Origin of the sequence: Limnochorda sp. L945t, from assembly GCF_035593305.1 — a bacterium.
GTDB lineage: Bacteria > Bacillota > Limnochordia > Limnochordales > Geochordaceae > Carboxydichorda > Carboxydichorda subterranea.
In genome coordinates, this window is record NZ_CP141615.1 from 3,174,858 (window position 1) to 3,200,782 (window position 25,925).

22 protein-coding genes are annotated in these 25,925 nt (G+C 67.9%); 18 read left to right on the plus strand and 4 right to left on the minus strand.

Annotation, left to right across the window (positions count from 1 at the left end; translation table 11 throughout):
* Positions 1-22: 22 nt before the first annotated feature.
* Together U7230_RS14705 and U7230_RS14710 are read right to left on the minus strand one after the other, a co-directional pair.
* A complete protein-coding gene (locus U7230_RS14705) occupies positions 23-1,366 on the minus strand; it encodes an ABC transporter substrate-binding protein (RefSeq protein ID WP_324716582.1) in 1,344 nt (447 codons plus the stop codon).
* A gap of 123 nt (positions 1,367-1,489) precedes the next feature.
* Positions 1,490-3,013: an ADP-ribosylglycohydrolase family protein gene (locus U7230_RS14710; RefSeq protein ID WP_324716583.1), complete on the minus strand. Its 1,524-nt coding sequence runs from the start codon at positions 3,011-3,013 to the stop codon at positions 1,490-1,492.
* Positions 3,014-3,567: 554 nt separating this feature from the next.
* On the opposite strand from U7230_RS14710, the gene U7230_RS14715 reads away from it, so the two are divergent.
* The 8 genes from U7230_RS14715 to U7230_RS14750 all read left to right on the plus strand — a co-directional run bounded on the left by U7230_RS14715 (position 3,568) and on the right by U7230_RS14750 (position 10,924).
* Positions 3,568-4,335: a DeoR/GlpR family DNA-binding transcription regulator gene (locus U7230_RS14715; RefSeq protein WP_324718260.1), complete on the plus strand. Its 768-nt coding sequence runs from the start codon at positions 3,568-3,570 to the stop codon at positions 4,333-4,335.
* Between the two features lie 172 nt (positions 4,336-4,507).
* Positions 4,508-5,920, plus strand: a complete 1,413-nt coding sequence (locus U7230_RS14720) for an extracellular solute-binding protein (protein WP_404980695.1) — start codon at positions 4,508-4,510, stop codon at positions 5,918-5,920.
* A 1-nt stretch (position 5,921) separates the two neighbouring features.
* Entirely contained in the window at positions 5,922-6,818 is an 897-nt protein-coding gene (locus tag U7230_RS14725) for a carbohydrate ABC transporter permease (protein WP_324716585.1), read from the plus strand.
* 5 nt (positions 6,819-6,823) lie between these two features.
* Positions 6,824-7,693: a carbohydrate ABC transporter permease gene (locus tag U7230_RS14730; RefSeq protein WP_324718261.1), complete on the plus strand. Its 870-nt coding sequence runs from the start codon at positions 6,824-6,826 to the stop codon at positions 7,691-7,693.
* 32 nt (positions 7,694-7,725) lie between these two features.
* Positions 7,726-7,977 carry a DUF2160 family membrane protein gene (locus U7230_RS14735; protein WP_324716586.1) on the plus strand — a complete coding sequence of 84 codons (252 nt, stop codon included), beginning with the start codon at positions 7,726-7,728 and terminating at the stop codon, positions 7,975-7,977.
* 9 nt (positions 7,978-7,986) lie between these two features.
* Positions 7,987-9,069: a zinc-binding dehydrogenase gene (locus U7230_RS14740; protein ID WP_324716587.1), complete on the plus strand. Its 1,083-nt coding sequence runs from the start codon at positions 7,987-7,989 to the stop codon at positions 9,067-9,069.
* 31 nt (positions 9,070-9,100) lie between these two features.
* Entirely contained in the window at positions 9,101-9,871 is a 771-nt protein-coding gene (locus tag U7230_RS14745) for an SDR family NAD(P)-dependent oxidoreductase (protein WP_404980696.1), read from the plus strand.
* 42 nt (positions 9,872-9,913) lie between these two features.
* Entirely contained in the window at positions 9,914-10,924 is a 1,011-nt protein-coding gene (locus U7230_RS14750; protein WP_324716589.1) for a zinc-dependent alcohol dehydrogenase family protein, read from the plus strand.
* A 49-nt stretch (positions 10,925-10,973) separates the two neighbouring features.
* On the opposite strand, the gene U7230_RS14755 is transcribed toward U7230_RS14750, so the two are convergent.
* Both U7230_RS14755 and U7230_RS14760 read right to left on the minus strand, forming a co-directional pair.
* Complete coding sequence (locus tag U7230_RS14755) at positions 10,974-12,356, minus strand: sn-glycerol-1-phosphate dehydrogenase (RefSeq protein ID WP_324716590.1); 1,383 nt, start codon at positions 12,354-12,356, stop codon at positions 10,974-10,976.
* A gap of 3 nt (positions 12,357-12,359) precedes the next feature.
* The gene (locus U7230_RS14760; protein WP_404980698.1) at positions 12,360-13,010 is read right to left on the minus strand and encodes an L-ribulose-5-phosphate 4-epimerase; all 651 of its coding nucleotides are present in this window, start codon (positions 13,008-13,010) and stop codon (positions 12,360-12,362) included.
* A 216-nt stretch (positions 13,011-13,226) separates the two neighbouring features.
* Between U7230_RS14760 and U7230_RS14765 the strand changes: the two genes are divergently transcribed.
* The 10 genes from U7230_RS14765 to U7230_RS14810 all read left to right on the plus strand — a co-directional run bounded on the left by U7230_RS14765 (position 13,227) and on the right by U7230_RS14810 (position 25,923).
* Positions 13,227-14,252 (plus strand): LacI family DNA-binding transcriptional regulator, encoded by a 1,026-nt coding sequence (locus U7230_RS14765; RefSeq protein WP_324716592.1) that lies wholly within the window; start codon positions 13,227-13,229, stop codon positions 14,250-14,252.
* Positions 14,253-14,292: 40 nt separating this feature from the next.
* Positions 14,293-15,990 carry a ribulokinase gene (locus U7230_RS14770; RefSeq protein WP_324716593.1) on the plus strand — a complete coding sequence of 566 codons (1,698 nt, stop codon included), beginning with the start codon at positions 14,293-14,295 and terminating at the stop codon, positions 15,988-15,990.
* Positions 15,991-16,055: 65 nt separating this feature from the next.
* Positions 16,056-17,471, plus strand: a complete 1,416-nt coding sequence (locus tag U7230_RS14775; RefSeq protein ID WP_324716594.1) for an L-fucose/L-arabinose isomerase family protein — start codon at positions 16,056-16,058, stop codon at positions 17,469-17,471.
* 64 nt (positions 17,472-17,535) lie between these two features.
* Positions 17,536-18,306 carry an HAD-IIA family hydrolase gene (locus tag U7230_RS14780; protein WP_324718262.1) on the plus strand — a complete coding sequence of 257 codons (771 nt, stop codon included), beginning with the start codon at positions 17,536-17,538 and terminating at the stop codon, positions 18,304-18,306.
* Between the two features lie 48 nt (positions 18,307-18,354).
* Complete coding sequence (gene xylB / locus U7230_RS14785) at positions 18,355-19,893, plus strand: xylulokinase (RefSeq protein WP_324716595.1); 1,539 nt, start codon at positions 18,355-18,357, stop codon at positions 19,891-19,893.
* A 71-nt stretch (positions 19,894-19,964) separates the two neighbouring features.
* On the plus strand, positions 19,965-21,515 hold the full coding sequence (locus U7230_RS14790) for an FGGY-family carbohydrate kinase (RefSeq protein ID WP_324716596.1): 1,551 nt from the start codon (positions 19,965-19,967) through the stop codon (positions 21,513-21,515).
* Positions 21,516-21,554: 39 nt separating this feature from the next.
* Positions 21,555-22,796 carry a hypothetical protein gene (locus tag U7230_RS14795; protein ID WP_324716597.1) on the plus strand — a complete coding sequence of 414 codons (1,242 nt, stop codon included), beginning with the start codon at positions 21,555-21,557 and terminating at the stop codon, positions 22,794-22,796.
* Positions 22,793-23,641, plus strand: coding sequence for a class I fructose-bisphosphate aldolase (locus U7230_RS14800; protein ID WP_324716598.1), 849 nt, complete (start codon positions 22,793-22,795; stop codon positions 23,639-23,641). The genes U7230_RS14795 and U7230_RS14800 overlap by 4 nt, the downstream gene beginning before the upstream one ends.
* A 219-nt stretch (positions 23,642-23,860) precedes the next feature.
* Complete coding sequence (gene glpK, locus U7230_RS14805; RefSeq protein ID WP_324716599.1) at positions 23,861-25,372, plus strand: glycerol kinase GlpK; 1,512 nt, start codon at positions 23,861-23,863, stop codon at positions 25,370-25,372.
* Between the two features lie 23 nt (positions 25,373-25,395).
* Positions 25,396-25,923 (plus strand): type 1 glutamine amidotransferase domain-containing protein, encoded by a 528-nt coding sequence (locus tag U7230_RS14810; RefSeq protein ID WP_324716600.1) that lies wholly within the window; start codon positions 25,396-25,398, stop codon positions 25,921-25,923.
* The last annotated feature ends 2 nt before the right edge of the window (positions 25,924-25,925 follow it).

The window sequence follows — 25,925 nt, forward strand, 5'->3', positions numbered from 1 at the left end:
CCCTATGCTTCTGTCGTCGACCTCATCGGGTCGGAAGGGGTGGTCGCCGGCCTTGTTTGAGCTCTTCCTGAAAGAGCTCCTGCTGGCGGCGCTGGTATTCCAACACGGTGATCTTGCCGTTCCACACTTCTTCAAGCCCGTCGATAATGTATTGTTCCGTCCTGGCCGGCCAGAAGGTCCAGGTGGTGTAACCATAGTCGCCGGCAGCCGACGCCTTCGCCACGGCATCCAGCGCTCGTACCACCCGCGGATCCGCCTGCGACGGGAAGTAGTGGGGCGCGATCGCGATGGGTACCACCCACTCGCCTCTGACTTCCGAGATGATCTGAGCTGCCCTCGCTGGATTGTTGTACAACCAATCCAGCACCTCGGCGGCGGCGTCGGGATGAGCGCTCTTGGCGTTGATAGAGACCGTGCTACCAATGCCGATATCATAGGTGGGCCGCACTCCGGCGCGAAGCGAAGGGAGAGGCGCCCAGTCCCAGTCGTTCCCCGTGCCCTGGAAGTAAGAAGGCGCGTGCAAAAACCCCCACGTGCCCTCCATTTTCATCCCAGCCGTCCCATTTCCGAGCGCTCCCCAGATAGTGTCCCAGTCGAGCGCATAGTACCGCTCCCTGCCTCCACCAAACCACCCGCTATCCACGTACGACTTCAGCAACTCCATGGCCTGTACGAACAGCGAGTCATCCCACCGCCGCTTGCCACTAAGCGCCTCGTACACCGCGTCCGGGCCGGCGTAGTGGTTGTAGAACACGGTGACAAACCACTCGTTGGTGCCCTTCCAGCTCGCGTTGCCGTGCGAGAAGGGGATTATGCCGCTCTTTTGCATGACCGTCGCTAGCTGTTCGAGTTCTTCGCGATTGGCGGGAGGTTTCCAGCCGTTCCTCTCGAAGAGGGTACGATTGTAGAAGAGCACCATGAACTCGTACGTGAGCGGCAGGCTGTATAGCTTTCCGTCAATCTCGCCGACTTGATATGCCCAGGGGAAGAGTTTCTGTTTCCAACCGTAGCGTGCCGCATACCGGTCGAGGGGGAGCAAGTGACCCGCCTGGGCGTATTCCACCACGTACGCCGGTCCAGGGGTTTGTACGATGTCCGGCCCCGCACCCGCCTGCATGGCCGTACGGAGTACCCGGTCGAGGTCCTCCTTCCAGACAACTTCCAATTCGACGTCCTTGTGGGCCTGGTTGAACGGTTTCACGAACAGCCGGTCGATGGCCTCCCGCTCCACCTCCTGCAAGGGCTCCGTCCACCACACAACCTTCACTTTCTGTGCTTCGACAGTCGGCGAGGCGCTACTCATCAATAGTATGCCCAACGCAGCACCGACACCGACGCTATATGCCAACCGCGCCAGCGTCTTCATTTTCTCCCATCCCCTTCCGACGACATCTCTGGATGGTCTTTGACCATGCTCCTACAATAACCCGTGAACCACTTCGTCGCCCCTTCTCCGCAACGAGATTTGACAGGCTACCCTACCCTACCTTTACCTTTGCTGCGCTACAACGAGAGTTCGCCGCGCCAGTTCGGAGATCCGACACTGGGGCTCACGCTGAAGAGCCGTCTCCAGGCGGTCGTTCAAGGGAGACGTCCACCGGGACGGCAGCCGCGCCGCACCTAGCACCCCACCAATGATAGTGCCCACACTTGCCCCGTTGCAGTCCGTGTCCAGACCGCACATCACTGCAATGGAAACCGCTTGGGTAAAGTCGCCTTGCCCCCATAACAACCCGATCAGCTCTGCTGCTAGATTATTGAGGGAGTGAACCCAATGATAATGCCCCCACGTTCTGTACAGGTGATCACACGCTTCTTCCCACGTGCGCCCGGACCTCCACAGCTGAAGGAACTCACGCACCACGCCCATGGTTCGAGATTGCTCCGGCACCTGCGACATTCCGGCACGTATGATTGTCTCGATGTCGTCGGCTACAAGCGCAGCTGCGACGCATCCTGCTTGAAACATGGCGCTGTAAACACCGTTCTTCGTATGAGACAACGAAGCGTCGCGATAAGCCATCTCGGCCGCCAGACGCGGGTTGCCAAGGTTTACTAAGCCGTAAATGTCAGCTCTGATGCGGGCGCCGATCCATTCTCGGAAGGGGTTGCGGTATGTGGCCGTTCTTGGAGGAACCAGCCCTTGCACGAGATTCCGATAGGCCATTCTCTCGGCAGTGTACACGAGAAGATAGGGCAGGTTGTGGAGCCACGCTTGAGCCACGTCGCGCGTCGTAAAGCCCCGACCCTTTTCCTCTAGAAGCCTCAAGCCAAGCACCGTGTAGTCGAGATCGTCGTCGCGTACCCCGTGGTCGAGGTAGGGCTTGGTCGCCCGCTTTGACTCATCTGAAATGGTGAAATCTTCCGGAACACACTCCGGACAGTAAGGAAGGTAGTCGGTCGGTGGCCAGTACCCTGTAGCCTCAAGGTATCGACGGATGGCGGTCCGCGACCATCCCTCTATGGGTTTGCCTAGCATGCAGCCGGCGACCCGGCCCAGCCACGCTCCGTAGATCCGGTCGTAGAGAACATCGGGGTCACCTGGACAAGGTAGCTCCGCGCTTGCAGGCAGCGTCTTCTGGATGTCCTGAAAGTCCTGTGGCTCTTGGTAGGGAAAGGATGGATCGGAAGGTAAGCCCTGCAATCTGTCGAAAAATGCCGATAGCTCGCCAGGCGACCACACCCGCTTCCCCGTGTCCCAGGTAAGGCGAGCCTCCTTGACATCGAAACCTTCCTGCTCAAGTTGGGTGAGCTCTTCGGTGATCAGTTCACGAAGCTCTTCTTCTTGCATGCTTTGCTCCTCCTGCTGCTCCGACAGGTTCATCCGTACGAAGATTCCTTTGCCAGGCACAACCGTAATGACACCTATGTACTCGAGCGCTCGCAGGCCCTCGCGCAGAGAAGAGCGTCCCACGTTCAGCTGCCGCATCAACTCTTGCTCAGACGGTAACGGATCGCCAGGCTCCATATGGCGAGAGGCAATGTAGCGCCGGACTTCCTCGGCAACGAGCAATGACAAGCTCTCCCGTCGGACCGGCCGAATGCTGTCAGCGGTCACTGCACGCACCCCTTGTGAGCAGCTGATCAGACCTGTCCGATCTGACCCTACTTTCGGGGCTTGGGACTTTGCAACCGGTGTCAGACCATGCTACGGGGTAGCAGGACAACCCGTTTTGCGTGAGCCTTGACTAGCGCTCGCGCACGGCGCTTCTTGCCCCGTTACGCGCGCACACTCGGCAGAAGACCCTACGGTACCAGCTCCCGCAGAAACTCCCTGGCACTATTGAGATCGACGACAACCCGCGGTCGGTGCGAAGGACCCAGTGGCCCAGAGAGAGCCCCTCCCGGCTGCTCGACAGGGCCAAGCGGACCAGCACCAGCTGGGGCCGAGAGAACGTGTCCGGAAATGTCCGAATTGCGACCGTTGGCGACACGAGCCGCGGAGTCCTGCGAAGAAGAAAACGCGTACTTTTTACATTACCCCCGGCAGGATGATCGGGGGTGAAGATCGTATCCGTTTGCACACCAGACCGAACCTGTCCGGATGGACCCAGGCGGGTGAGACCGATGCTGGCGGAGCGGCGGCGGGCCCGGATCCTGGAAGCGGTACAAAACGGGCGCGCGGTGGCGGTGCGCGACCTCTGCCGGCTCCTCGGCGTGTCGGACCGGACCGTGCGCAGGGACCTCGAGGTGCTCGACCGCTTCCGGCTCCTGCGCCGCACCCACGGTGGCGCCGTAGCCACCGCGACCGTGGACGATTCCCGTATCCCCCTGGAAGAGCGCTACGGGCTCGCCTCCGCCGAGAAGGAACGGATCGCCCGGGTGGCGGTGTCGCTCCTCAACCCCAACGACCGTGTGATCCTCGACGCAGGTAGCACCACGTACCAGGTGGCGCTACAGATCCCCCGGGACCTGCCGCTCGTGGTCATCACCCACGCGATCAACGTGGTGACGGCCCTCTTGGATCTGCCGCTCGTCGAGGTATCGGTGTGCGGCGGGGCCCTCCGCCGGAGCAACCGCTCTCTCATCGGCCCCGATACCGTGAAGGCGTACGAGAACGTGCGCGCGGACATCGCCTTCCTGGGGGCCACAGGGGTGACTCCCGAACTTGACTTCGTCAACACCAACCGGATGGAGGGCGAGGTCAAGCGCGCCATCCTCCGGGCAGCCCGTCGTAGCATCATCCTCGTCGACCACACCAAGTTTGGGAAGCTGGCCCTCACGCCTTTCGCATCAGTCTCCCACGGCATCTCAGGGGTCATCACGGACCGGCGGACACCCGAGGATTACGTGCGCCGGCTACGTGACGCCGGCATCTGGGTCCGCGTGGTGTAGGAGGGAGGAGTCCGGGGCCATTGGGCGTGCCTGGCCACGATAGGTTGGGTCGTGGGAGGACGGCAGTTCATCGGGCGACCGGAGTCCGGGGTCCGAGCCTTGAGGGGAGGCCTATCAGATGGAGAGCCTGCGGAGTTGCACCCGGCGCGTGCCGGCCAAGGCCGTCGTGGCGATGCTGGGGGCGTTGAGCCTGTTGCTGGCGATCGGTGGGGTTGCAGCCGCAGCGGAGTCGTGGTGGGCGCAAGCCGCCCGGCCGTATCGCGGCGTGACCATCACAGGCATCTCGGAGAGCACTCCTCCCTCAAAATACATGCAGCAAGTGCTGGCTCCGGCCTTTGAGAAAGAGACGGGCATCAAAGTCCAGTTCGAAGTGACATCCTGGGACCAGATGTACGACAAAGAGATCAAGGATATGGAGGCGGGGACGGGCGTCTACGACTTCGTCTACATCGAACAGGACATCGTCTACGCCTATCTGGCCCGCAACTTCCTGGTCGACCTGACGGAGTTCATGAAAACCCATCCCAAACTGGTCGAGCCCGAGCTCGAGATCGGGGACTTCACGTCGTTCATCAACTACTACAAGTCGGCCGAAAGCGGCGACATCTTCGGCATACCGTTCGAATCCTTCCTCAAGGTATACGTCTACCGCAAGGATCTCTTCGAAAACCCGCAGATCCGGTCCGAGTTCAAGGCCAAGTATGGGCGGGATCTGAGGCCTGCGGTCAACTTCAAGGAGTACGAGCAGATTGCGGAGTTCTTCACGGATTACGGCAAGCGCCACAACATGCAGCTGTGGGGTACGACCGTCACCGCGGGGCCGCATCCGGCCGCATTCTACGAGATGGTCGAGACGATCTGGCCGTCCTGGGGAGTCTACAATTGGGGCATCAATACCCAGACGTGGCGCGCCACTACCGCCAATGGCGGCGCTCTTGACAGTCCTCGCGCCAAAGAAGCCTTCCGGTGGTGGGTGAGCCTCCTGAAGTACGCGCCGCCTGAGGCCACCAACAGCACGTGGGACGAGGTGGCGGCCAGCATGGCCGCGGGCCGGGCTGCTCAGGGCTGGGTCTACGGCGAAAACGTCGCCTGGATCGCCACCGACGCCTCTCGGTCGCGGGTGGTGGGGAAGATCGGGGTGGCCTTACCGCCGCTCTATCCGGGAGTGATCAACGAAGCCGCCAAGGGCGAGGGGTACATTGGTTACTACGACGGCGGAGCCCTGGGCATTCCGCACTCCTCTCGCAAGAAAGAGGCAGCCTTCCTGTTCATCCAGTGGGTCGCCCGCAAGGCCGTACAGGGTGACTTCGCCGCCGCTGGTGCCCGGATCGTGCGGACATCCACGTTCGACGACCCCAAGGTGAAAGCCATCGATCCCAAGGTCGACCACTACTTCACGCTCATGAAGACGGCGGGCCCGCTCTTTGCCGGCGCTCCGCCCTTCCCGTTCCATGCTACCATCCGTGAAGTCATGCTGCCGTACATCCTAAAGGGCATTTCCGGTGAGCTGAGCCCGGAGGCCGCGCTTGATCAGGCGGCCAAAGCGGTGGACGCCGAACTTTCCAGGCTGGGGTACGGTAAGTAAGATGGCCGTCGTTTCACAGGGGATTCGCAGGGAACGCACAGCGTGGGGGCTCCTCGCCCCCACGCTCCTCATCCTGGGCTTCACGGGCCTCCTGCCCTTCGTGTACGTGCTCTACGTGGGATTCTTCGACTGGAACGTCTTCGCCCGTGTGGCGCAGCTCACGTGGGCAGGCGTTGCCAATTACCGTCAACTGGTCTTTGACACGGACTTCCTGGCCTCGTTGTGGCGCGGGATCCGCTTCACGCTCTGGGCGGTAGCGATCGAAATGGTGCTGGGCTTCGCCCTGGCTCACCTGCTGATGAAATCCTTCCGCGGCCGTGGTTTCTTTCGGGCCGTGCACGCGCTGCCCCTGACCATCGCTCCGATTGCCGTTGGCGCCACATGGCGACTCATGACGTTACCGGGGTTTGGCATCGTGCCGTACTGGCTGTCGCGATGGGGCATCGATTACAACATCGGCCGCGATGCCACCCAAGCCTTCTTCACCACCGTGGTCATGGACGTTTGGCACTGGACGCCTTTCGTGACCCTCACCTTGCTGGCAGGACTCAACGCACTTCCAAAGGAGCCCTTCGAGCAAGCCCAGGTCGACGGGGCCGGCCCATGGTACATCCTGCGCTACCTCACCCTACCGTTGCTGCGTCCGGTGCTTCTCACGGCGCTCTTCTTGCGCATCATGGACGCGCTGCGGATTGTGGACGAGGTGTGGATGCTGACGGGGGGCGGTCCTGGCACCGCGACCCGCTATGCCGGTATCCACGTGTGGCGGGTGGTCTTCCCCAAGACGGACTACGGGTACGGCTCCGCCATGTCGGTGCTGCTGCTCTACTTCACGATCGTCCTCTGCTGGCTGTTGATGACCTCCATCACGCAGGCCCGCAAAGAAGGTGCCGGGTGAGCAGGATGCGACGGGCACGCCTCGTGGCTGGCAGTTGGCGATGGTTCAAGCGATCCGGATGGCTTTACGCCGCCTGGACGCTCCTGAGCCTCGTGACGCTGTTCCCGATTTACTGGATGCTACTGGTGTCGGCCCGCACTCGACTCGAGCTGTTCTCGGAGCCTACCCTCGTCCAGAAGAGCTTCTACGCGGAAAACTACATCCGCCCGCTGCTGCGCGACATCTACGGCGCGTATCTGGGTAACTCGCTGCTGGTGGCGACCGGCAACACGTTGGTGGTCGTGGTGGCCGCGGTTCTGGCCACTTACGCGCTGTCCCGCTACCGGGTGAGCGGGGCCCAGAACATCTTCTTCTGGGCCATCACCAACCGGATGGCGCCGCCTGCCGCGTTCATGCTGCCCCTCTATCTCCTCTATACCCGGGTGATCAGGGTGGGGGACTGGTCGCTCTTCGACACGCGCATCGGGCTCATCCTGGCCTACTCGGTGTTCAACTTGCCGTTTGCGATCTGGCTGTTGAAGGGTATCGTCGACGGCATTCCAAAGGAGCTGGACGACGCGGCGATGGTCGACGGGGCGTCGCTATTCCAGGTGCTGACGAGCATTATCGTGCCTCTGGCCGCGCCGGGCATTGCCATCACGGCCTTGCTCAGCTGGATCTTCGCCTGGAACGAATACCTTTTCGCGGCCACCTTGACCAGCTCGCACGCGCGGACAATCACCACGGGCCTTGCTGAATTCGTCACCGTGGTGGGCACCAACTGGGGCGAGATGGCCGCGATGTCCGTGGTGGCCACGTTGCCGGCTCTCGTCCTGCTCGGACTGGTGCAGCAGTACATCATATCCGGGCTGACTTTCGGGGCGGTACGCGAGTAGGAGCGCGGGCCGGAGAAGGGGGAGCGTCACAGATGAGCATGCCTTCCGGCCATCCGGCCCGCAGGGCCGGATGGCAGCCGCCGTCGGCCGGGGGTAGCAAAGAGCCTCGCCCGCCCGGCTGGCTGCGGATGGAGACCAACCTCTTCGACCGGATCTTCATCGGGGGTGTGCTGTTCGTAGCGATCCACCTGCTTTGGATGCGCTTCGTGGAGGCGTATGTGCCGTTGGGGCTGGCCACAGTGCTGTCCCTGGCGCTCATGGCCGCGATCATCAGGTGGGGGTGAGGGGCCAGTATGGCGAGCGCGAAGACGATGGACGCGGTAGTCGTGCACGGCCCGAGGGACTACCGTTGGGAAAGCCGGCCGGTACCCGAGGTGGGCCCGGGCGAGGTGCTGGTCAAGGTACTGGCCACGGGCATCTGCGCCAGCGACGTCAAGACCTTCTACGGGGCGCGGGTGTGGGGGTCTGACGATATCCCTGCTTACATCGAGGCGCCGGTCATCCCCGGGCACGAGTTCATCGGGCAGGTGGTGGCGCTGGGTGAAGGGGCCGGAGAGAAGTACGGGGTCCAGGTGGGGGATCTGGCCGTCTCCGAGCAGATCGTGCCGTGCGGCCGGTGCCGCTTTTGCAGGCGGGGCCAGTACTGGATGTGCCAGCGGCACGACATCTACGGGTTCAAGAAGGATCGGGCCGAGGGCTCCTGGGCCCAGTACATGAAGTACCCGGCCAACTCGCTGGTGTACAAGGTGCCTTCGGACATGCGCCCGGAGGTCGCCGCGACCATCGAGCCGCTGGCCTGCGCCATCCACGCCGTAGAGCGAGGCGACATCCAGCTGGGTGACGTGGTGGTCATCGCCGGGATGGGGCCGATCGGGCTTTTCATGCTGCAGGTGGCCCGCATGAAAGGGCCCGGCTTGCTCATTGCGGTCGACCCCAAGCCGCACCGGCTGGAGGTGGCCAGGCAACTCGGCGCGGACCTCGTCCTCGACCCGGCCGCCGAGGATGCGGTGAAGGCCGTGCTGGATCGGACGGACGGGTACGGCTGTGACGTCTACATCGAGGCGAGCGGCGCGGGCGCCGCCATCCCTCAGGGTCTGCAGATGTTGCGCAGGCTCGGGACCTTCGTGGAGTTCAGCGTCCATGCCGGTCCGGTAGCCGTCGACTGGTCGGTCATCGGCGACGTGAAGGAGCTCAACGTCCACGGCTCGCACCTGGGGCCCTACGCCTACCCGAAAGCCATCCAGTACCTGCATACCGGCAAGGTGACGGCCGATCCCATCGTGACGCACCGGTTGCCGTTGCGCCAGTATCTCCAGGGCATCGAGATGGTGCACGAGGGCAACGAGTCGATCAAGGTCGTCTTGATTCCCGACTGAACGACCTACGGGCGGAAGGCGGGTGGACGCAGTGGGCATCCTCGATCGGCTTCGGTTGGACGGGCGGGTCGCGCTGGTGACGGGCGGCGGCCAGGGGATCGGGCGCGGCTTCGCCCTGGCGCTGGCGGAAGCCGGCGCGCACGTGGCGATCCTGGACCTCAACGAAGCGACGGCCAACGCGGTGGCCGGCGAGGTTCGGTCCAGGGGCCGGGAGGCCCTGGTGGTGGTAGGAGACGTCACGGTGGCGGCCGACTGCCGCCGTGCCGTACAGGCTGTGGTGGACCGCTGGGGAAGGCTGGACGTCGGGGTCAACAATGCCGGCGTCGGTTCATGGGCTGATGCCGAGGTATACCCCGAAGCGGAGTGGGATCGGGTCCTCGCCATCAACCTCAAGGGGGTCTTCTTGTGCGCCCAGGCTGAAGCGCAAGTGATGATCCCGCGCAAGTACGGCAAGATCATCAATACCGCCTCGATGTCGGCGCACATCGTCAACCGCCCCCAAAACCAGGTAGCCTATAATGCTTCCAAGGCGGGCGTGGTGCACCTGACCCGCACGCTGGCTGCCGAGTGGGCCCGCTACGGCATTCGGGTCAACAGCATCAGCCCCGGGTACATCCACACGCCGCTGGTGGAATCGGAGGCGGTTCGGCACCTCGTGCCCCGGTGGCTGGAGGCGACGCCGCTCGGCAGGCTTGGGGAGGTGGAGGATCTGCAGGGTGCGGTCGTCTACCTGGCGAGCGAGGCGAGCGACTTCATGACGGGCCACGACCTGGTCATAGACGGCGGCTACACCGTGTGGTAAGACGGGGGAGGCACATTGAGGAAGGAAGGAAGGGAGCTCTCCGTGCGGGCTGTCGTCATGGACCGGCCGGGGCAGGTCGAGGTGCGCGAGGTGCCCGTGCCCTTCATCGGGCCGCATGAGGTCCTGGTCAGGGTGCGGGCCGCCGGGATCTGCGGGACCGACGTGCACATCTTCCGGGGGGAGTTCGTACCCCGGTTTCCCCTTACTCCTGGCCACGAGTTTTCCGGGGAGGTCGAGGCGGTGGGCGACGCGGTGCGGGGGTTCCGCCCCGGCGACCGCGTCGCGGCCGATCCCAACGTCTACTGCGAACGGTGCTACTTCTGCAAACAAAACAAGCAAAACTTCTGCGAGAACTGGGAAGCGATCGGCGTCACGCTGCCCGGCGCCTTCGCCGAGTACGTGGCCGTGCCCGACGCCTCCCTCTTTCCCATCGCCGACGGGATGTCGTTCGCGCAAGGGGCCTTCACGGAGCCGCTCTCTTGCGTCGTATACGGGCAGCAGCGCGCCCGCCCGCCGCTCGGCGGCAGTGTGCTGATCTTCGGAGCCGGCCCCATCGGGCTACTGCACCAGCAGCTCGCCAAGAGGAACGGCGCCGGCCTGGTCGTGATGGTCGACGTGCGCCGGGACCGCCTCCAACAGGCGAAGTCCCTCGGGGCCGACCACGTCGTGCCGGCCGGAGACGGGATGGAGCAGGAACTGCGGGCCGTTGCCCCCCGGGGGTTCGAGCTCGTCGTCGAGGCGACCGGCGTGCCGGCCGTCGTGGAAAACGCCATCCGGTTCGTCCAGAACGACGGGACGCTCCTGGTCTTCGGCGTCAGCCCCAACGAGAGCAGCATCCGGGTCAACCCGTACGAGATCTACAAGCGGGACCTGCGGATCGTCGGCTCGTTCTCGCTGCGCAAGACCTTCCAGGCGGCGCTCGAGCTCCTGGCGCAGCGGGCCATCGACGTGGAGCCGCTCATCGGGCAGCGGATCGGGCTGGACGAGTTTCCCCGGGCCCTGCAGGCCATGGCCCGTGGGGAGGCCCCGGGCAAGATCCTGGTCCAACCGTAACACCGCCCCGGCGGCGCCGGCGGCGGGAGGTGGGCCAGACGCCTCCTCCCTACAGCACGCCCAGCTCTCCGGCCAGGTGGAGCACGGTGTACCGGGAGCGTACCTCCCGGGCGGCTCTCAGGGAATCGGTCACGACGCCGGAGGCGAGGCCGAGCTCTTCCCAGGAGGCCGGCGCGCCGGCCGAGCGCAAGAACGCCTCGAGCGCTTCGGGGGGCGCCAGGAAGGGACGGACGGCAGCGACGGCGTCGTCCCACCGGCTCACGACGTGCGCCCGGCGCCTGGCGATCTCCTCGGAGTCGCGCCCGAAGAGGCGCCACGGCCCGTCGGCCCAGGAGCGCTGCTCCGCGAGCAGCGGCCCTGCCAGCCGGCCGAAGTACCGGGCCACGCGCGCTTCGTGCTGCTCCCGGGACGGCAGGGCAGGAGACGGCCACGCCGCAGGGCCCGTCTCCAGGAGCGCCCGGTACAGGCGCTGTACCATGAGGGTGCCGACCCCGACGCGCTCGCCGTGCAGCGCCGGCTCCCGCCCCTCCAGCAGGTCTCGCATCTCCCAGAAGTGGGCCAGGTGGTGCTCGGCGCCCGAGGCGGGACGGGAATTGCCGACCATGAGCATGGCCACCCCGACCTGCAGCAGGCCGCGCATCAGCGCCTGCACGCGCTCCGGCGCGTGCCACGAGCCACCTCCACCCGGCTCCTTGCGCTCCCAGGCGGAGCGTACGGGCGCCGCCGCCTCTTCCACCATCTGCACGGCCACCGGGCAACGGTACTCGCCGTTGAGCGCCTGCGCCAGCGCCCAATCGGCCAGGGCCGTCCACTTGCCGGAGAGCTCGGCCCACCCCGAGGCCGTGAGCCGGGGCGGCGCGTGCGCGTAGATCTCAGGGTCTGCCACGACCGCCGCCGGGGGCGCGGCCGGGTAGGTCACCCGAACGCCGCCGGCGATCATGGCGGCAACCGACGAGGTAAACCCGTCCACGCTCGCCGCCGTGGGCACCGCCACCAGCGGCACCTCGAGGCGAGAGGCGACAAAGCGCGCCAGGTCCGTGATGGTGCCCGACCCGACGGCCACGACGGCGGCGTCGCGACCCGGAATGTCGAGCGCGAGCCTGCCCAGCGCCTGCTCGTTGGGATGGGGCGGCGGATCTCCCGGGAGCACGGAGGCCGTGAGCCGGATGCCGGCCCGGCCGAGGATGCTGCGCACTCGCTCGCCCGCGGCCCGGTCTGTGTGCTCGTCGGCGATCACCCACGCCGCCCCCGCTCCCAGCCGCTCGAGCACTGCCGGGAGCTCCTCCAGGGCGCCCGGGCGGTTGACCAGCCGCCGCATGGCCACCTCGTGCTCCCGGCCGCACGCGCACCGTACCCGTCCCGGCCGGACCTCCTCGCCCCGCAGGAGCGCCGCCACGGGCTCAGGAAGCCGGTAGTGCTGCATCGTACCCATCCCTTACCCCGCCACCTGCCCGTACTTTTGCCGGTAGGCGCGGTGAGCCCTTTCTACCTCGTGGGCCGGGATGGGCTCGACCTGGCCCCGCAGCATCGCCAGGTGCACCGTCATGGCCACGTCCTCCACCATGACGGCCGCCTTGAGCGCCGCCCACGGATCGGGCCCAACGGTGAAAACGCCGTGCTGCTTGAGCAAAACGGCCGGTGACGAACCGATGTGCTCGACCACCGCCCTCCCGATGGCGTCGCCTCCCACGGGCGCGTAAGGAGCGCACGGCACCGGCCCGCCGAACTCGTCGGCGATGGCCGTGAGCACTACCGGGATGGGCTGGCCCAGCGCGGCAAAGCTGGTGGCGTACGGCGAGTGGGTGTGAACGATCCCGCCCACGTCGGGCCGGTGCCGGTAGATGTACAGGTGGGCCTGGGTGTCCACGGAGGGCCGCAGGCGCCCCTCGACGACCTTCCCGTCCAGGTCCACGACCACGAGGTCCTCCGGGCGCAGCGTCTCGTAACGGACCCCGCTGGGCTTGATCACCACGAGACCGGTCTCGAAATCCCGACCCGAGGCATTGCCGCTGGTCATGGTCACGAGCCGCTGGCGGGGCAACTCCAGGTTGGCCTCCCAGACCGCGCGGCGCAGGGCTTCCAGCATGGCCATCCTCCCAACGTGGCTTCGCCGGCATCGTTACCGAGGATTCGACGATGAGCTATCGCCTCCTGCGGTAGGACGTCCCCGATCCTCTTGACCGCCTCATACCCACCCCGGGGGGAACGACCGGCAGGGCCCGAGGATGGGAGCCGCGAGTCAGTGCTCCAGGCAGGAACTCGCCCGCCGGTCCGGTAACGTTTATTTCGAGGGGGGTGCCCGGTGCCCGAGAAGGCAAGGGTGGTGCGTCCCATCACCTTGCGCGACATCGCCCGCGAGGCAGGGGTCTCCATCAACACCGCCTCCCGAGCGCTGACGGGCAAGCCGGACGTGAGCGACAAGACGCGCCGGCTGGTGCAAGCGGTCGCCGACCGGCTCGACTACCGCCCCAACCAGCTGGCCCGCGGCCTTCGCCAGCGCAAGACGGCGACCATCGGGGTAGTGGTGGCGGATCTGGCCAACCCGTTCTTCGCCGAGGTTGCCGAGGGCATCGAGCGGACGGCCGCGGGCGAGGGCTACAGCATCATCGTGGCCAACACGGAGGAAAACGAGGAGCGAGAGCGGCGGGCAGTGCACACCCTGGTGGAGCGCCAGGTCGACGGCATCCTCATCGCACCCACCCAGAGCTCCGACGCTTCCATCCGCTACCTGCTGCAGCGCCGGATCCCGGTCGTGCTGCTGGCCCGCTTCTTCGAGCACCTGCAGGTGCCGGCGGTCATCAACGACGACCGGGAGGGTGCCCGGCTCGCGGTGCGTCACCTCATCCAGCGGGGCCACCGCGACATCCTCTACCTCAACGGCCCTCCATACAACTCGAGCGCCCGGCTTCGCCTGAGCGGCTATCAGGACGCGCTGCAGGAGGCCGGCATCCCCTTTCGCTCGTCCCTGGTCATCTCGACCGATGCCCGGGCCGCGGGCGGATACGCGGCCATCCAGCAGGCGCTCGCGGCAGGCTTGCCCTTCACCGCGGTCTTCTGCTTCAGCGACTACGTCAGCTTCGGCGCCATCCGGGCGCTTCGCCAGGCGCGCCTCGGTATCCCCAAGGACGTGGCGGTGATGGGGTACGACGACATCGACCTGGCGGGCCTGGTCGAGCCCGCCCTGTCGACGGTGCACATCGCCAAGACGCGGCTCGGCCAGGTGGCCGCCCGCATGCTGATGGGGATGATGGAGCCTTCGGGCAAGCAGGCCGAGCGCGTGGGGGTCACGGTGCTGGCGCCGCAGCTGGTGATCCGAGAAAGTGCATGAAGGCGGGAAAGCGCACGAGAGAGCGAAGGGGGTCGGGGCCGTGGATGCGAGGCGGCGGTTCACCATCGGGATCGACTTCGGTACCCTGTCGGGGCGTGCCATCCTGGTGGACGTGGCCACAGGGGAAGAGGCGGCGACGGCCGTCTACGAGTACGAAAACGGCGTGATCGACGAAGTCCTGCCGGTGGGAGGGCCGCCGCTACCCCCCGACTTCGCTCTGCAGGACCCGGCGGACTACGTCCGCACCGTCGAGCGCACCATTCCGGAGCTCCTGCGTACCTCCGGGGCCAGGCCGGAGCAGGTCGTCGGCGTCGGCATCGACTTCACCTCGTGCACCATGCTGCCCGCTCGCGCCGACGGGACGCCGCTCTGCTTCTTGCCGGAGTTTCGCCCCAACCCCCACGCATGGGTGAAGCTCTGGAAGCACCACGCCGCCCAGGACCACGCCAACCGGCTCAACGCCATCGCCCGCCGGCGCGGCGAGCCGTGGCTGCCCCGCTACGGCGGGAAGATCTCTTCCGAGTGGTTTTTCCCCAAGGTCTGGCAGATCCTCGAGGAAGCGCCGGAGGTCTACGCCGCCGCCGACCGCCTCCTGGAGGCGGCGGACTGGGTCGTCTGGCACCTGACGGGCCACGAGACCCGCAACTCCACCACCGCCGGCTACAAGGCGATCTGGAGCAAGCGGGAGGGGTTTCCTTCCCGGGACTTCTTCGCGGCCCTCGACCCGCGGCTGGCCGACGTCGTCGACCAGAAGATGTCCCGCCGCATCCTCCCGCAAGGCAGCCTCGCGGGGGGCCTGCGGGCGGAAGTCGCGGAGCGGATCGGGTTGCTCCCCGGCACCGCGGTGGCGGTGGGCAACGTGGACGCGCATGTCGCCGTGCCGGCCACCACGGTGGTCTCGCCCCACAAGATGGTCATGGTGATGGGCACGTCTATCTGCCACATGGTGCTCGACCGGGAGGAGCACATGGTCGAGGGCATGTGCGGGGTCGTCGAGGACGGGATCCTGCCGGGGCTGTTCGGCTACGAGGCCGGCCAGTCGGCGGTCGGCGACATCTTCGCCTGGTACGTAGAACAGGGCATCCCGGCCGAGTACCAGGAGCAGGCCCGCCGCCGGGGCATCGGCCCCCACGAACTCCTGGAGGAGAAGGCGAGCCGCCTGAAGCCGGGGGAGAGCGGGCTTCTGGCCCTTGACTGGTGGAACGGCAACCGCTCCGTCCTGGTGGACGTCGACCTGACCGGGATGATGGTGGGCATGACCCTGGCCACCCGCCCGGAGGAAATCTACCGGGCGCTCATCGAAGGGACGGCTTTCGGCACCCGCCTCATCATGGACGCCTTCGAGCGCCACGGGGTGCCCATCGAGGAGGTGGTCGCCTGCGGGGGCCTGCCCGATCGCAACCGGCTCCTGATGCAGATCTACGCCGACGTGACCGGGCGGGAGTTCCGCGTGGCCCGCTCCTCCAATACTTCTGCGCTGGGTTCGGCGATGTTCGCCGCGGTGGCCGCCGGCGCCGCCCGGGGTGGGTACGACGACATCGTGACGGCGGCAGCGAGGATGGCCGGGGTGCGCGACCAAGTGTACCGGCCGGACGCGGAAAGCCACCGGATCTATACGGAGCTGTACCGGGAGTACCAGCTGCTCCACGACTATTTCGGGCGCGGCGCCAACGACGTCATGAAGCGGCTGAAGGCGCTTCGCGCCCGGTACCGGGCCAGCACGGTCAGGGCCTGCTAGAGCGGCCGGGGCCCGTCGTACGAGCCAGAGGTCGCAGCTGTTGACGCAAAGAGGAGGCCAGCGACATGCCACAGCCCAGGGCGAGGCTCGGAGTCATCGTCGGCAACCGGGGGTTTTTCCCCGGCCACCTGTGTGAGACGGGGCGCCAGGAGATCCTGCGGGCGCTGCGGGAAGAGGGTGTCGAGCCCATCATCGCGCCCGCGGAGGCGACCCGGTACGGAGCGGTGGAAAATTACGAGGAGGCTCGCCGCACGGCCCAATTCCTGCGCGCGCATCGCGACGAGATCGACGGGGTGGTCGTGAGCCTTCCCAACTTCGGCGACGAGCGGGCGGTCGCCGACACCTTGCGCATGGCGGGGCTCGACCTGCCCGTCCTGGTGCACGCCTTCCCCGACGAGGTCGGCAAGATGGGGATCCAGTTGCGGCGGGACGCCTTTTGCGGCAAGATGTCGGTCTGCAACAACTTGCGCCAGTACGGGGTGCGCTACTCCCTCACCACCAGGCACACCGTGGGGGTCGACGACCCCTCGTTCCGGGAGGACCTCCGGTGGTTCGCCTCGGTGGCCCGGGTGGTCAAGAGCCTCAAGGGGGCCCGCTTCGGTGCGATCGGCGCCCGCCCGGCGGCGTTCAACACGGTGCGCTACAGCGAGAAGCTCCTGGAGCGAGCCGGCATCAGCGTGGTGACGGTGGACCTGTCCGACGTGCTGGGCCGGGTCGGCCGGCTCGACGCCGGCGATCCGGAGGTCACGCACAAGCTCGAGGCCATCCGGGCCTACGTGCCGGCCAAGGGCGTGCCGCCGGCCTCGCTGGAGCGCATGGCGAAGTTGGGCGTGGTGGTCGACCGGCTGGTGCGGGAGCACGCGCTGGTGGGCACCGCCATCCAGTGCTGGACCGCGCTGGAGGAGTTCTTCGGCATCGTGCCCTGCACGCTCATGAGCATGATGTCCAACGCGCTGCTCCCGAGCGCCTGCGAGACGGACGTCACGGGGGCGATCGCCATGTACGTGCTGCAGCAGGCCTCCGGACGGCCCAGCGCCATCGTCGATTGGAACAACAACTACGGCGACGACCCGGACAAGGGCGTCATCTTCCACTGCAGCAACCTGCCCAAGGAGATCTTCGAAGAGCCCAGCATGCACTACCAGGAGATCATCGCCGGGACGGTGGGCAAGGAGCAGGCGTACGGCACCGTCTACGGCCGGGTCAAGCCGGGGCCGTTCACGTACTTGCGCATCTCGACGGACGACGAGGCCGGCCTCATCCGAGCGTACGTGGGAGAAGGGGAGCTCACCCGGGATCCCGTTTCCACCTTCGGCGGGTACGGGGTGGTCCGGATCCCCCACTTCCAGGAGCTGTTGCGCTACATCTGCGACAACGGCTTCGAGCACCACGTGAGCATCAACATGGATCGCACGGCCCGGGCGGTGGAGGAGGCGCTGGCCCGCTATCTCGGCTGGCAGGTGTACCGCCACGAGGGGTGAGGCAGGCGGGGGCCGGGCCGGGGAGGCGCGCCGGGCGTTCGATTGGCGCAGCTTCCGGGGCTTCATCTTCGATCTGGACGGCACCGTCTACCTGGGAGAGCGGCTCATCCCGGGTGCCGACGAGGTCATCCGCACGCTGAGGCGCCACGGGATCGGCGTCGTCTTCCTTTCCAACAAGCCGCTCGAGAGCCGGGAGAGCTACGCAGCGAAGCTCACGCGCCTCGGCATCCCCACCGATCCCGAGGACGTCATCACGTCGGCGTACGTCACCGCCGAGCACCTGGCCCGCGCGCATCCCGGCGCGCGGGTCTACGCCCTGGGCGAGGAGGTACTCGCCCGGATCCTGCGGCAGGCCGGCGTCGTGCTGGTGCCGGGCCCGGGACGTTGCGATCCTGCCGAGGTCGACCTGGTGCTGGCCTCTTTCGACCGCACGCTCACGTGGGAGAAGCTCAGCTTCGCACACCAGGCCCTGCGGCGTGGAGCCCGGCTGGTGGCGACCAATCCCGACCCGACCTGCCCGGTCGAGGGGGGAGACGTGCCGGATGCAGGGGCGATCATCGCCGCCCTCGAAACCAGCTCCGGAGCCCGGCTCGAGTGGGTCGCCGGCAAGCCCTCCGAGCTCATGGTCCAGGCGGCGCTGCAGCGCCTGGGCGTGGAGGCGGCCGAGACGGCTTTGGTGGGCGATCGAGCCCAGACGGACATGCTGATGGCCCGCCGCTCGGGGGTGACCGGCGTGCTGGTGCTGACGGGCGTCACCACCCGTGAGGACACCGCCCGGCTGCCGGCCGACCGGCGCCCCGACTATGTGCTGAGCAGCATCGCGGAGTTGCTGTAGACGTGGACGTCGGGGGGCAACCCCGGCGTCGGGAGGAGGGCGGGACCCGTGGCTGCGGGCCGCTATCTCATCGGCTGCGACGTGGGTACCACCGGTACCAAGACGCTCCTCGTCGACGAACAGGGTCACGTCCTTGCCCGTAGCCTCGACGAGTACCCGCTGCTGGCGCCCCGTCCCGGCTGGGCCGAACAGGAGGCCGACGACTGGTATCGCGCCACGGTCCAGGGCATCCGGAAGGTGGTGGCCGAAGCGGGCATCCGGCCTCAGGACGTGGCGGGCATCAGCTTTTCGGGGCAGATGCACGGGTCCGTCTTCCTCGACCGGGAAGGCCGGGTCATCCGGCGGCCGCTGCTGTGGTGCGACGTGCGGACGGCCGACGAGGTGCGCGCCATCAACGAGACCGTAGGGCGCGCCCGCATGATCGATCTCGCCGGGAGCCCCGCGATGGAGGGGTTCACGGCGCCCAAAGTGCTGTGGCTGCGGCGCCACGAGCCCGGCCACTTCGAGCGGATCGCCACGGTGCTCTTGCCGAAGGACTACGTACGCTTCCGCCTCACCGGGGAGCGGGCGGCCGAGGTATCGGACGCGGCCGGCTCGGCGATGTTCGACATCGAAAAAGGAGAGTGGTCGAAGGAGCTCCTCGACGTGGTGGGGCTCCGGCCCGAACAGCTGCCGCCCGTGCTGCGTTCGGTCGACGTCGCCGGCAAGCTCACGGCCCGGGCGGCCGAGGAGACGGGGCTGGTGCCGGGCATTCCGGTCGTGGCCGGCGGCGCCGACAACGCCTGCGGCGCGGTGGGGGCCGGCGTGGTGCGGTCGGGGCGGGCTCACGTGAGCATCGGGTCCTCCGGCGTGGTGGTCTCCTTTGCCCCGGTGCCGAGCCGCGACCCGGGCGGGCGGGTGCACACGTTCAACCACGCGGTGCCGGGCGCCTGGTACGTGATGGGCGTCATGCTGGCGGCGGGCCTGAGCCTGCGGTGGGTGCGCGACGAGCTGGGCCAGGCGGAGCGTGCGGTGCAGGAGGCGACCGGCATCGACGCGTACGAGCTGCTCACCCGGGAGGCCTCCCGGAGCCCTGCGGGGGCGAGGGGCTTGTGGTTCTTGCCCTATCTCAACGGCGAGCGCACGCCGCACGCCGATCCCTACGCCCGGGGTGTCTGGTTCGGGCTCAGCAGCGCTCACCGGCGGGCCGACCTGATCCGGGCGGTGCTGGAGGGGGTCGCCTTCGGGTTGCGGGATAGCCTGGAGGTGCTCCAGGAGATGGGGGTCGAGGTGTCGCAGCTGCGGGCCATCGGAGGCGGCGGCAAGAGCGCGCTGTGGCGACAGATCCAGGCCGACGTGCTGGGTATTCCGCTGGCCCGCCTCAACGTCGACGAGGGCCCGGCGTACGGGGCAGCGTTGATTGCGGGCGCGGGGGTGGGGGTCTGGTCCGACGTGGCCGAGGCTGCCGACGCCGTGGTGAAGGTCAACGAAACCATCGAGCCTGACCCGCAGCGCTCGGCCACGTACGAGGCCTCCTACCGCATCTTCCGGGAGCTCTACCGGGTACTGCGGCCGGTCTTCGAGGAGGCCGCGTCCCTTTCGTCGTAGCGGGAGCTCGTGCGGCGGGGGAGCTCGCGCGCTTCGACTGCGAGGTGGGATGGACTACGACGGGCGGAGCCGTGTTGATCGGCATCGACATCGGCACGACCAACTGGAAGATGGGGGCCTACGACGAGGACGGCCGGGAGCTGGCCCGGTACCGCCGGCCCACGCTCACGCACGAGGAGCCCGGCGGCCGTGCCACGTACGACCCGGCTGAGATCTGGCAGGCCGTCGAGGAGGGGCTTGCCGAGCTGGTGCGCCAGCTCGGTCCCGGCGGGGCGCGCCGGGTGGCCGGGATCGCCGTGACCTCCATGGCCGAGGCGGGGGTGCTGCTGGACCGCGCGGGGGAGGCCGTTTACCCCGCCATTGCGTGGTACGACCCCCGGACCGAAGAGCTGGGGCGGTTCTGGCGAGAGCAGGTCGACCCGTACCGGGTGTACGAGATCACGGGCTTCCCGCCGCAATACATCGCCTCGGTCAACAAGATCCGCTGGATACGGCAGCACCATCCGGAGCGCTTCGAGCGGGCCGTCCGGTGGCTGTGCATGGCCGACTACGTCGCGTGGCGGCTCTCGGGCCAGCAGGCGATGGACTTCTCCCTGGCCTCCCGCACCATGATGTTCGACATCCGAAAGCGCGCCTGGTCCCGGGAGCTGCTGGAGCTCGCCGCCCTGGACGAGGCGCTGCTGCCTCCGGCCGTGCCGAGCGGCACGCCGCTGGGCCGGATCCGGCCCGAAGTGGCCGAGGCGACCGGGCTTCCTCAGGGGGTCATGGTATCGGCGGGCGGCCACGATCACTGGTGCGGGGCGCTGGCGGCAGGGGTGGTGGCGCCCGGCGACGCGCTCGATTCCACGGGCACGGCCGAGGCCATCATCATCGTGCTGGAGCGGCCGGTTTTCAGCAAGGAGCTCTTCCAATCGGGGTTCGCGGTAGGCTGCCACGTCGTGCCGGACCGGTACTACGCGGTCGGGGCGACCCAGGCCGCCGGGGCGACCATCGAGTGGGTGCGGGCCGTGCTGGGAGAGACGGAGGAGAGGGCGGCCCGGGAGGCCGGCGAAGGGGCCGCGGGGGTCTACCGGCGGCTGATGGCCCTGGCCGCGCATGCCCCGCCGGGGAGCCGGGGGCTTCTCTTCCTGCCCCACCTGCGGGGTGCGGTGTCGCCGCCGGACGCGCTCTCCCGGGGCGCGTGGGTGGGGGTGCGCTCGTACCACACGAGGGCCGACCTCATCCGGGCGGTCGTCGAGGGGCTGGCACACGAGTTCGCCTACATCGTGCACAGGCTGAGCGAGCTCACGACGACGCCGGTGCGCCGGGTGGCCGCGGTGGGCGGTGGCGTTCGCAACGAGCTGTGGTGCCAGCTCAAGGCGGACATCAGCGGCCTGGCGCTGGAGATCCCGGAGGTCGAGGAAGCGACCACGCTGGGGGCGGCGATGCTGGCGGGCGTCGGAGCCGGCATCTACCAAGATGCCCTGGATGCGGCACGCCGGGTACGCCGGCTTTCCCGTACCCTGGCGCCGCACCCCGAGTCGACCCAGCGCTACCAGCCCTATCACGCCCTTTACCGGGAGCTCTACCCCGCGTTGGCCGGCCTGCACGCGCGGTTGGGGGAGCTCGGAGGCCGGGATTGAGCGCCTGAAGGGCCCGGCGCCGGCCGGGAGATGCGGGTGGTGGCATCATTGGCGGACAACGTACGGGAGCGCGTCGAGCAAGCCCTGCGGTCGCAGGAGGGCGCCATCTTTGCCCTGCCGGCGCTCGTGGGGCGCAGCAGCTACACCGGGAGGGACGTCCTCGCCCCCAACAGCCGGCTTGCGCCGCCTTACCAGGACGAGCGGGGGTACGTCCGGGTCGAGTGGTGGATCATGTCCCTCACCCGGGCCGCCAATGACCTTCCCCGGCAAGACGAGGGGGTCACGAGGCTCCTGCTGCCGGGCGGCGATCCGGTGCTGCTCACGCAGGCGGCCCGCTCGGCCGGAGATCTGCTCTTTGGGCGCTACCAGGCGCGCTGGCCGCTCACCAAGGTGCTCGACATCGGCGGGGAGCCGGTGCTGCCCGACTTCGGGCCTTTTGGGGGGAGGGGCTCGGAGGCCGAGGTGCCGCCCATCCCGTTCCACGTCCACTCCGGCGTGGTGGTCGACGGCAGGCTCCGGGGGCCGGGCAAGCTCGAGGCGTACTTCTTCCCGCCGGTGGACGTGCCCCCGTACAACCGGCAGCTGGGCCGGGTGATCACCAGGCTCGGCGTGCGGCCGGGTGTCACCTTCGACCAGGTGCTCGCCGCAACCCGGGAGTTTGGGGTGAGCGACGCGATGTACGCCCTGGGCAACGTTTTCGAGGTGCGGCCCTACGACGGGTGGACCATCCGGCCCGGCACGCTCCATGCTCCGGGGCCTGCGCCTACGTTCGAGATCCAGCTGCCCCAGGACGACTACCACTACGTGGCGTGGCGTCTCGGCACGCGCCTTGCCCCTTCCGAGAGGGAGCATCACCGGCGGCAGTCCCTCCTGCGCGGCTTTCACGACGAGGCCCAACTCTTGCGACAGGCGGTCGACTGGGAGGTCTCGACCGCTCCCGACTTCGAGGCCCGCCATCGCCGCAAGCCCGTGCTCCTCGAAGAAGGGCGATGGGGCCGGAGGCTGCGCATCTTCTTCGACGAGTTTTACGGGGAAGCCCTGGAAATCCGGCCCGGTCAACGCTACCGCTGGCCCGCCACGGACCGGCCCCGGGCAGGGATCGTGTGGAGTGGCGAAGGGACCCTCAACGGCCCTGCACACCGTATCGCCGCAGCAGGGGACGGCGCACCGGCCGAGTTCTTGATCGCGCCGGGCCACGAGGGCATCTTCACCAACGAAGGAACGACCGACCTGCTGGTCTATACGGTGTTTCCCATGGAAGGGGAGGCGGTCCCACGTTGAACCGGCCGATCGACGCGTGGCTGCATACCATCGACCATCCCGGCAAGCGGCTGCGGATGGGGCGCCTGTTGCGCCCGGAGACGGGGCGAGGCGTCATCGTGGCGATGGATCACGGGCTTTTCGTCGGGCGACCCGAAGGACTGGAGGAGGTCGGCCGCACCATCGACCGCCTCCTGCCGGCAGGCCCCGACGGGGTCCTGGTCACCCCCGGGATGCTGCGACACGTCGCCGGGCGACTGGCGGGGCGGGGCGGGCCCGGGGTCGTGCTGGCACTCGACACCTATCTCACGACCACCTTTCCGGGCAAGGGGGGCCTGGCGGGGGCGGGCAGCGGCCAGGCGCACCGGTCGATTGCGTCGCCGGAGCAGGCCGCGGCGCTGGGCGCCGACTGCGTGAAGCTGCTGCTCATCTTCGGCGACGCGGGCTTGCCGGCGTTCGCGGATAACCTCTCCTTCATCGCTCAGACGGTGGAAGCGTCCCGCCGCACCGGCGTACCTGTCATGGTCGAGCCCACGGTCTGGTCCTACCCCGGCGTCCCGGCACCGGCTTTGAGCGCCACGCAGCTCGCGGACATGGCCCGGATCGCGGTGGAGCTGGGAGCCGACATTTTGAAGCTCCCCTTCGCGGGGCCGCTGGACGAGTTCCGGTCCATCGTGCGAGAGAGCCCGGTACCGGTGATGGTGCTCGGCGGGGCCCGTACGCAGACGCCCGAGGCTACCCTCGAGATGGCGAGACAGGCCACCGAGGCCGGCGCCGCAGGGCTCGTCTTCGGGCGAAACGTCTGGCAGCACCCCGATCCCCCGGGGCTGCTGCGGCAGCTCCTGCAGGTCGTCCACGGGGCGTGAGCCGGCCCCCGGCTGAGGGACGCTTCGGGGCTACGGGCCGATAGGCCCCGTTTCGCCGATCATCGGGTCCGTCCCGAGCGACATGCGGTGCCCGCCTCTCGAGCAGGGGATGTCCCCCTGCTGGCGGAACCGCTTCTGCGGCACCGCATGAGTTCCCGGAGCACGGTGTCCGGGCAATCCGTCCGGTTCTTGGCGCAGGCAAGAGGGGGTCGAACGCACGTGGCCCGCTACGTGGCAGCCGTGGATCAGGGCACGACGAGCACCCGCTGCGTCATCTTCGACGAGTCTTTCTCCGTCGTCGCCATGGATCAAAAGGAGCACAGGCAGATCTACCCGCGCCCCGGCTGGGTGGAGCACGACCCGCTGGAGATCTGGGAGCGCACCCGGGACGTCATCCGGGGGGCGCTCGACCGGGCAGGCGTGCCCCCTCGGGAGATCGCCGCGGTGGGCGTGACCAACCAGCGGGAGACGACCGTGATCTGGGACCGTCGCACCGGCCGGCCGTACGGGCCTGCCATCGTGTGGCAGGATACGCGGACTGCCGAGCTGTGTGAAGAGCTGGCCAGAGACGGCGGGCCCGACCGCTTCCGGGACCGGACGGGCCTTCCCGTGGCCACCTATTTCTCCGGCCCCAAGATCCGCTGGATGCTCGACCACGTCCCGGGGCTGCGGGAGGACGCCTGGCGGGGGAATGCCCTGTTCGGCACCGTCGACACCTGGCTCATCTGGTGGCTGACGGGCGGCCCGGACGGGGGCGTCCACGTGACCGACGTGACCAACGCCTCCCGTACGCTGCTCATGAACCTCCACACGCTCGACTGGGACGAGGAGCTCTTGCAGGCCATCGGCGTGCCCCGTGCCATGCTGCCCCGCATCCGGCCTTCTTCGGATCCGGCCTTTTACGGCAGCACCCGGCCCGATGGCCCATTCGGCGCCGCCATTCCCGTTTGCGGGGACCTGGGTGACCAGCAGGCGGCCCTGGTCGGGCAGACCTGTTTGGCTCCCGGGGAGAGCAAGAACACGTACGGGACCGGTTGCTTCCTGCTCCTCCACACGGGCAACCGGCCGGTGCCGTCCCGCAAGGGGCTGCTCACCACCGTCGCCTACCGGTTGGGTGAGTCGCCCGCGGCGTACGCGCTGGAGGGCTCGGTCGCGGTTGCGGGCGCCCTGGTCCAGTGGCTGCGGGACAACCTGGGGCTCATCGAGCGTTCGGCGGAGATCGAGACGCTGGCCCGGTCGGTGGAGGACAGCGGGGGCATCTATTTCGTTCCCGCCTTCTCGGGGCTGTTCGCCCCTCACTGGAACAGCAAGGCCCGGGGCCTCATCATCGGGCTCACCCGCTACATTACGAAAGGGCACCTGGCCCGTGCGGTGCTGGAGGCCACGGCCTACCAGACCCGCGAGGTCGTCGAGGCGATGACGGAGGACGCCGGAGTTGGCCCCGCCGAACTCAAGGTGGACGGCGGCATGGTGCGAAACGAGCTGCTCATGCAGTTCCAGGCCGATATCCTGGGCATCCCGGTGGTACGCCCGGCATTCACGGAGACCACGTCGCTGGGAGCGGCGTACGCGGCAGGGCTGGCAGCGGGGGTGTGGCCGGAGCCGGAGGGGCTGCGCCGCCACTGGCAGGAGGATCGCCGCTGGACGCCCCAATGGGATCATGCCCGGCGCGACGCGGCGTACCGGGGATGGCTCAAGGCGGTGGGCCGTGCCGTCGACTGGCTCGACTGACCTCGGCGGAAGGGCGGATGGGAATGCGGCTTTCGGGCAAGCGGGTGCTGGTCTTCGTCGAGGACGGGTTCGAAGACCTGGAGTTTTGGGTGACGGTGATGCGCCTGCGGGAAGAGGGGGCGGACGTCACCGTGGCCGGCAGCGAGCCGGGCAAGACGTTTCGGGGCAAAAACGGCCTGAGCGCGACGGCCGACGTCGCCTACGCGGGGCTTAGCGCCAAGGACTTCCACGCGGTTGTCGTGCCGGGCGGGTGGGCGCCCGACAAGCTGCGCCGTTCCCCGGACGTCAAGCGCCTGGTGCGGGAGGCCTACGACGCCGGCAAGATCGTCGGGCTCATCTGCCATGCCGGGCTCGTGGGCATTTCGGCGGGTATCGTCCGCGGGCACCGGGCGACCGGCTCGCTCGGCATACGGGACGACCTGGTCAACGCCGGGGCCGAGTGGGTCGACGCTCCGGCCTTCCGGGACGGCCACATCGTCTGGGGCCGGGTCGTCGCCGACATCCCCGACTTCTGCCGGGAGCTGGTCGACGCGATAGCGTCGAGCCGGTGAAG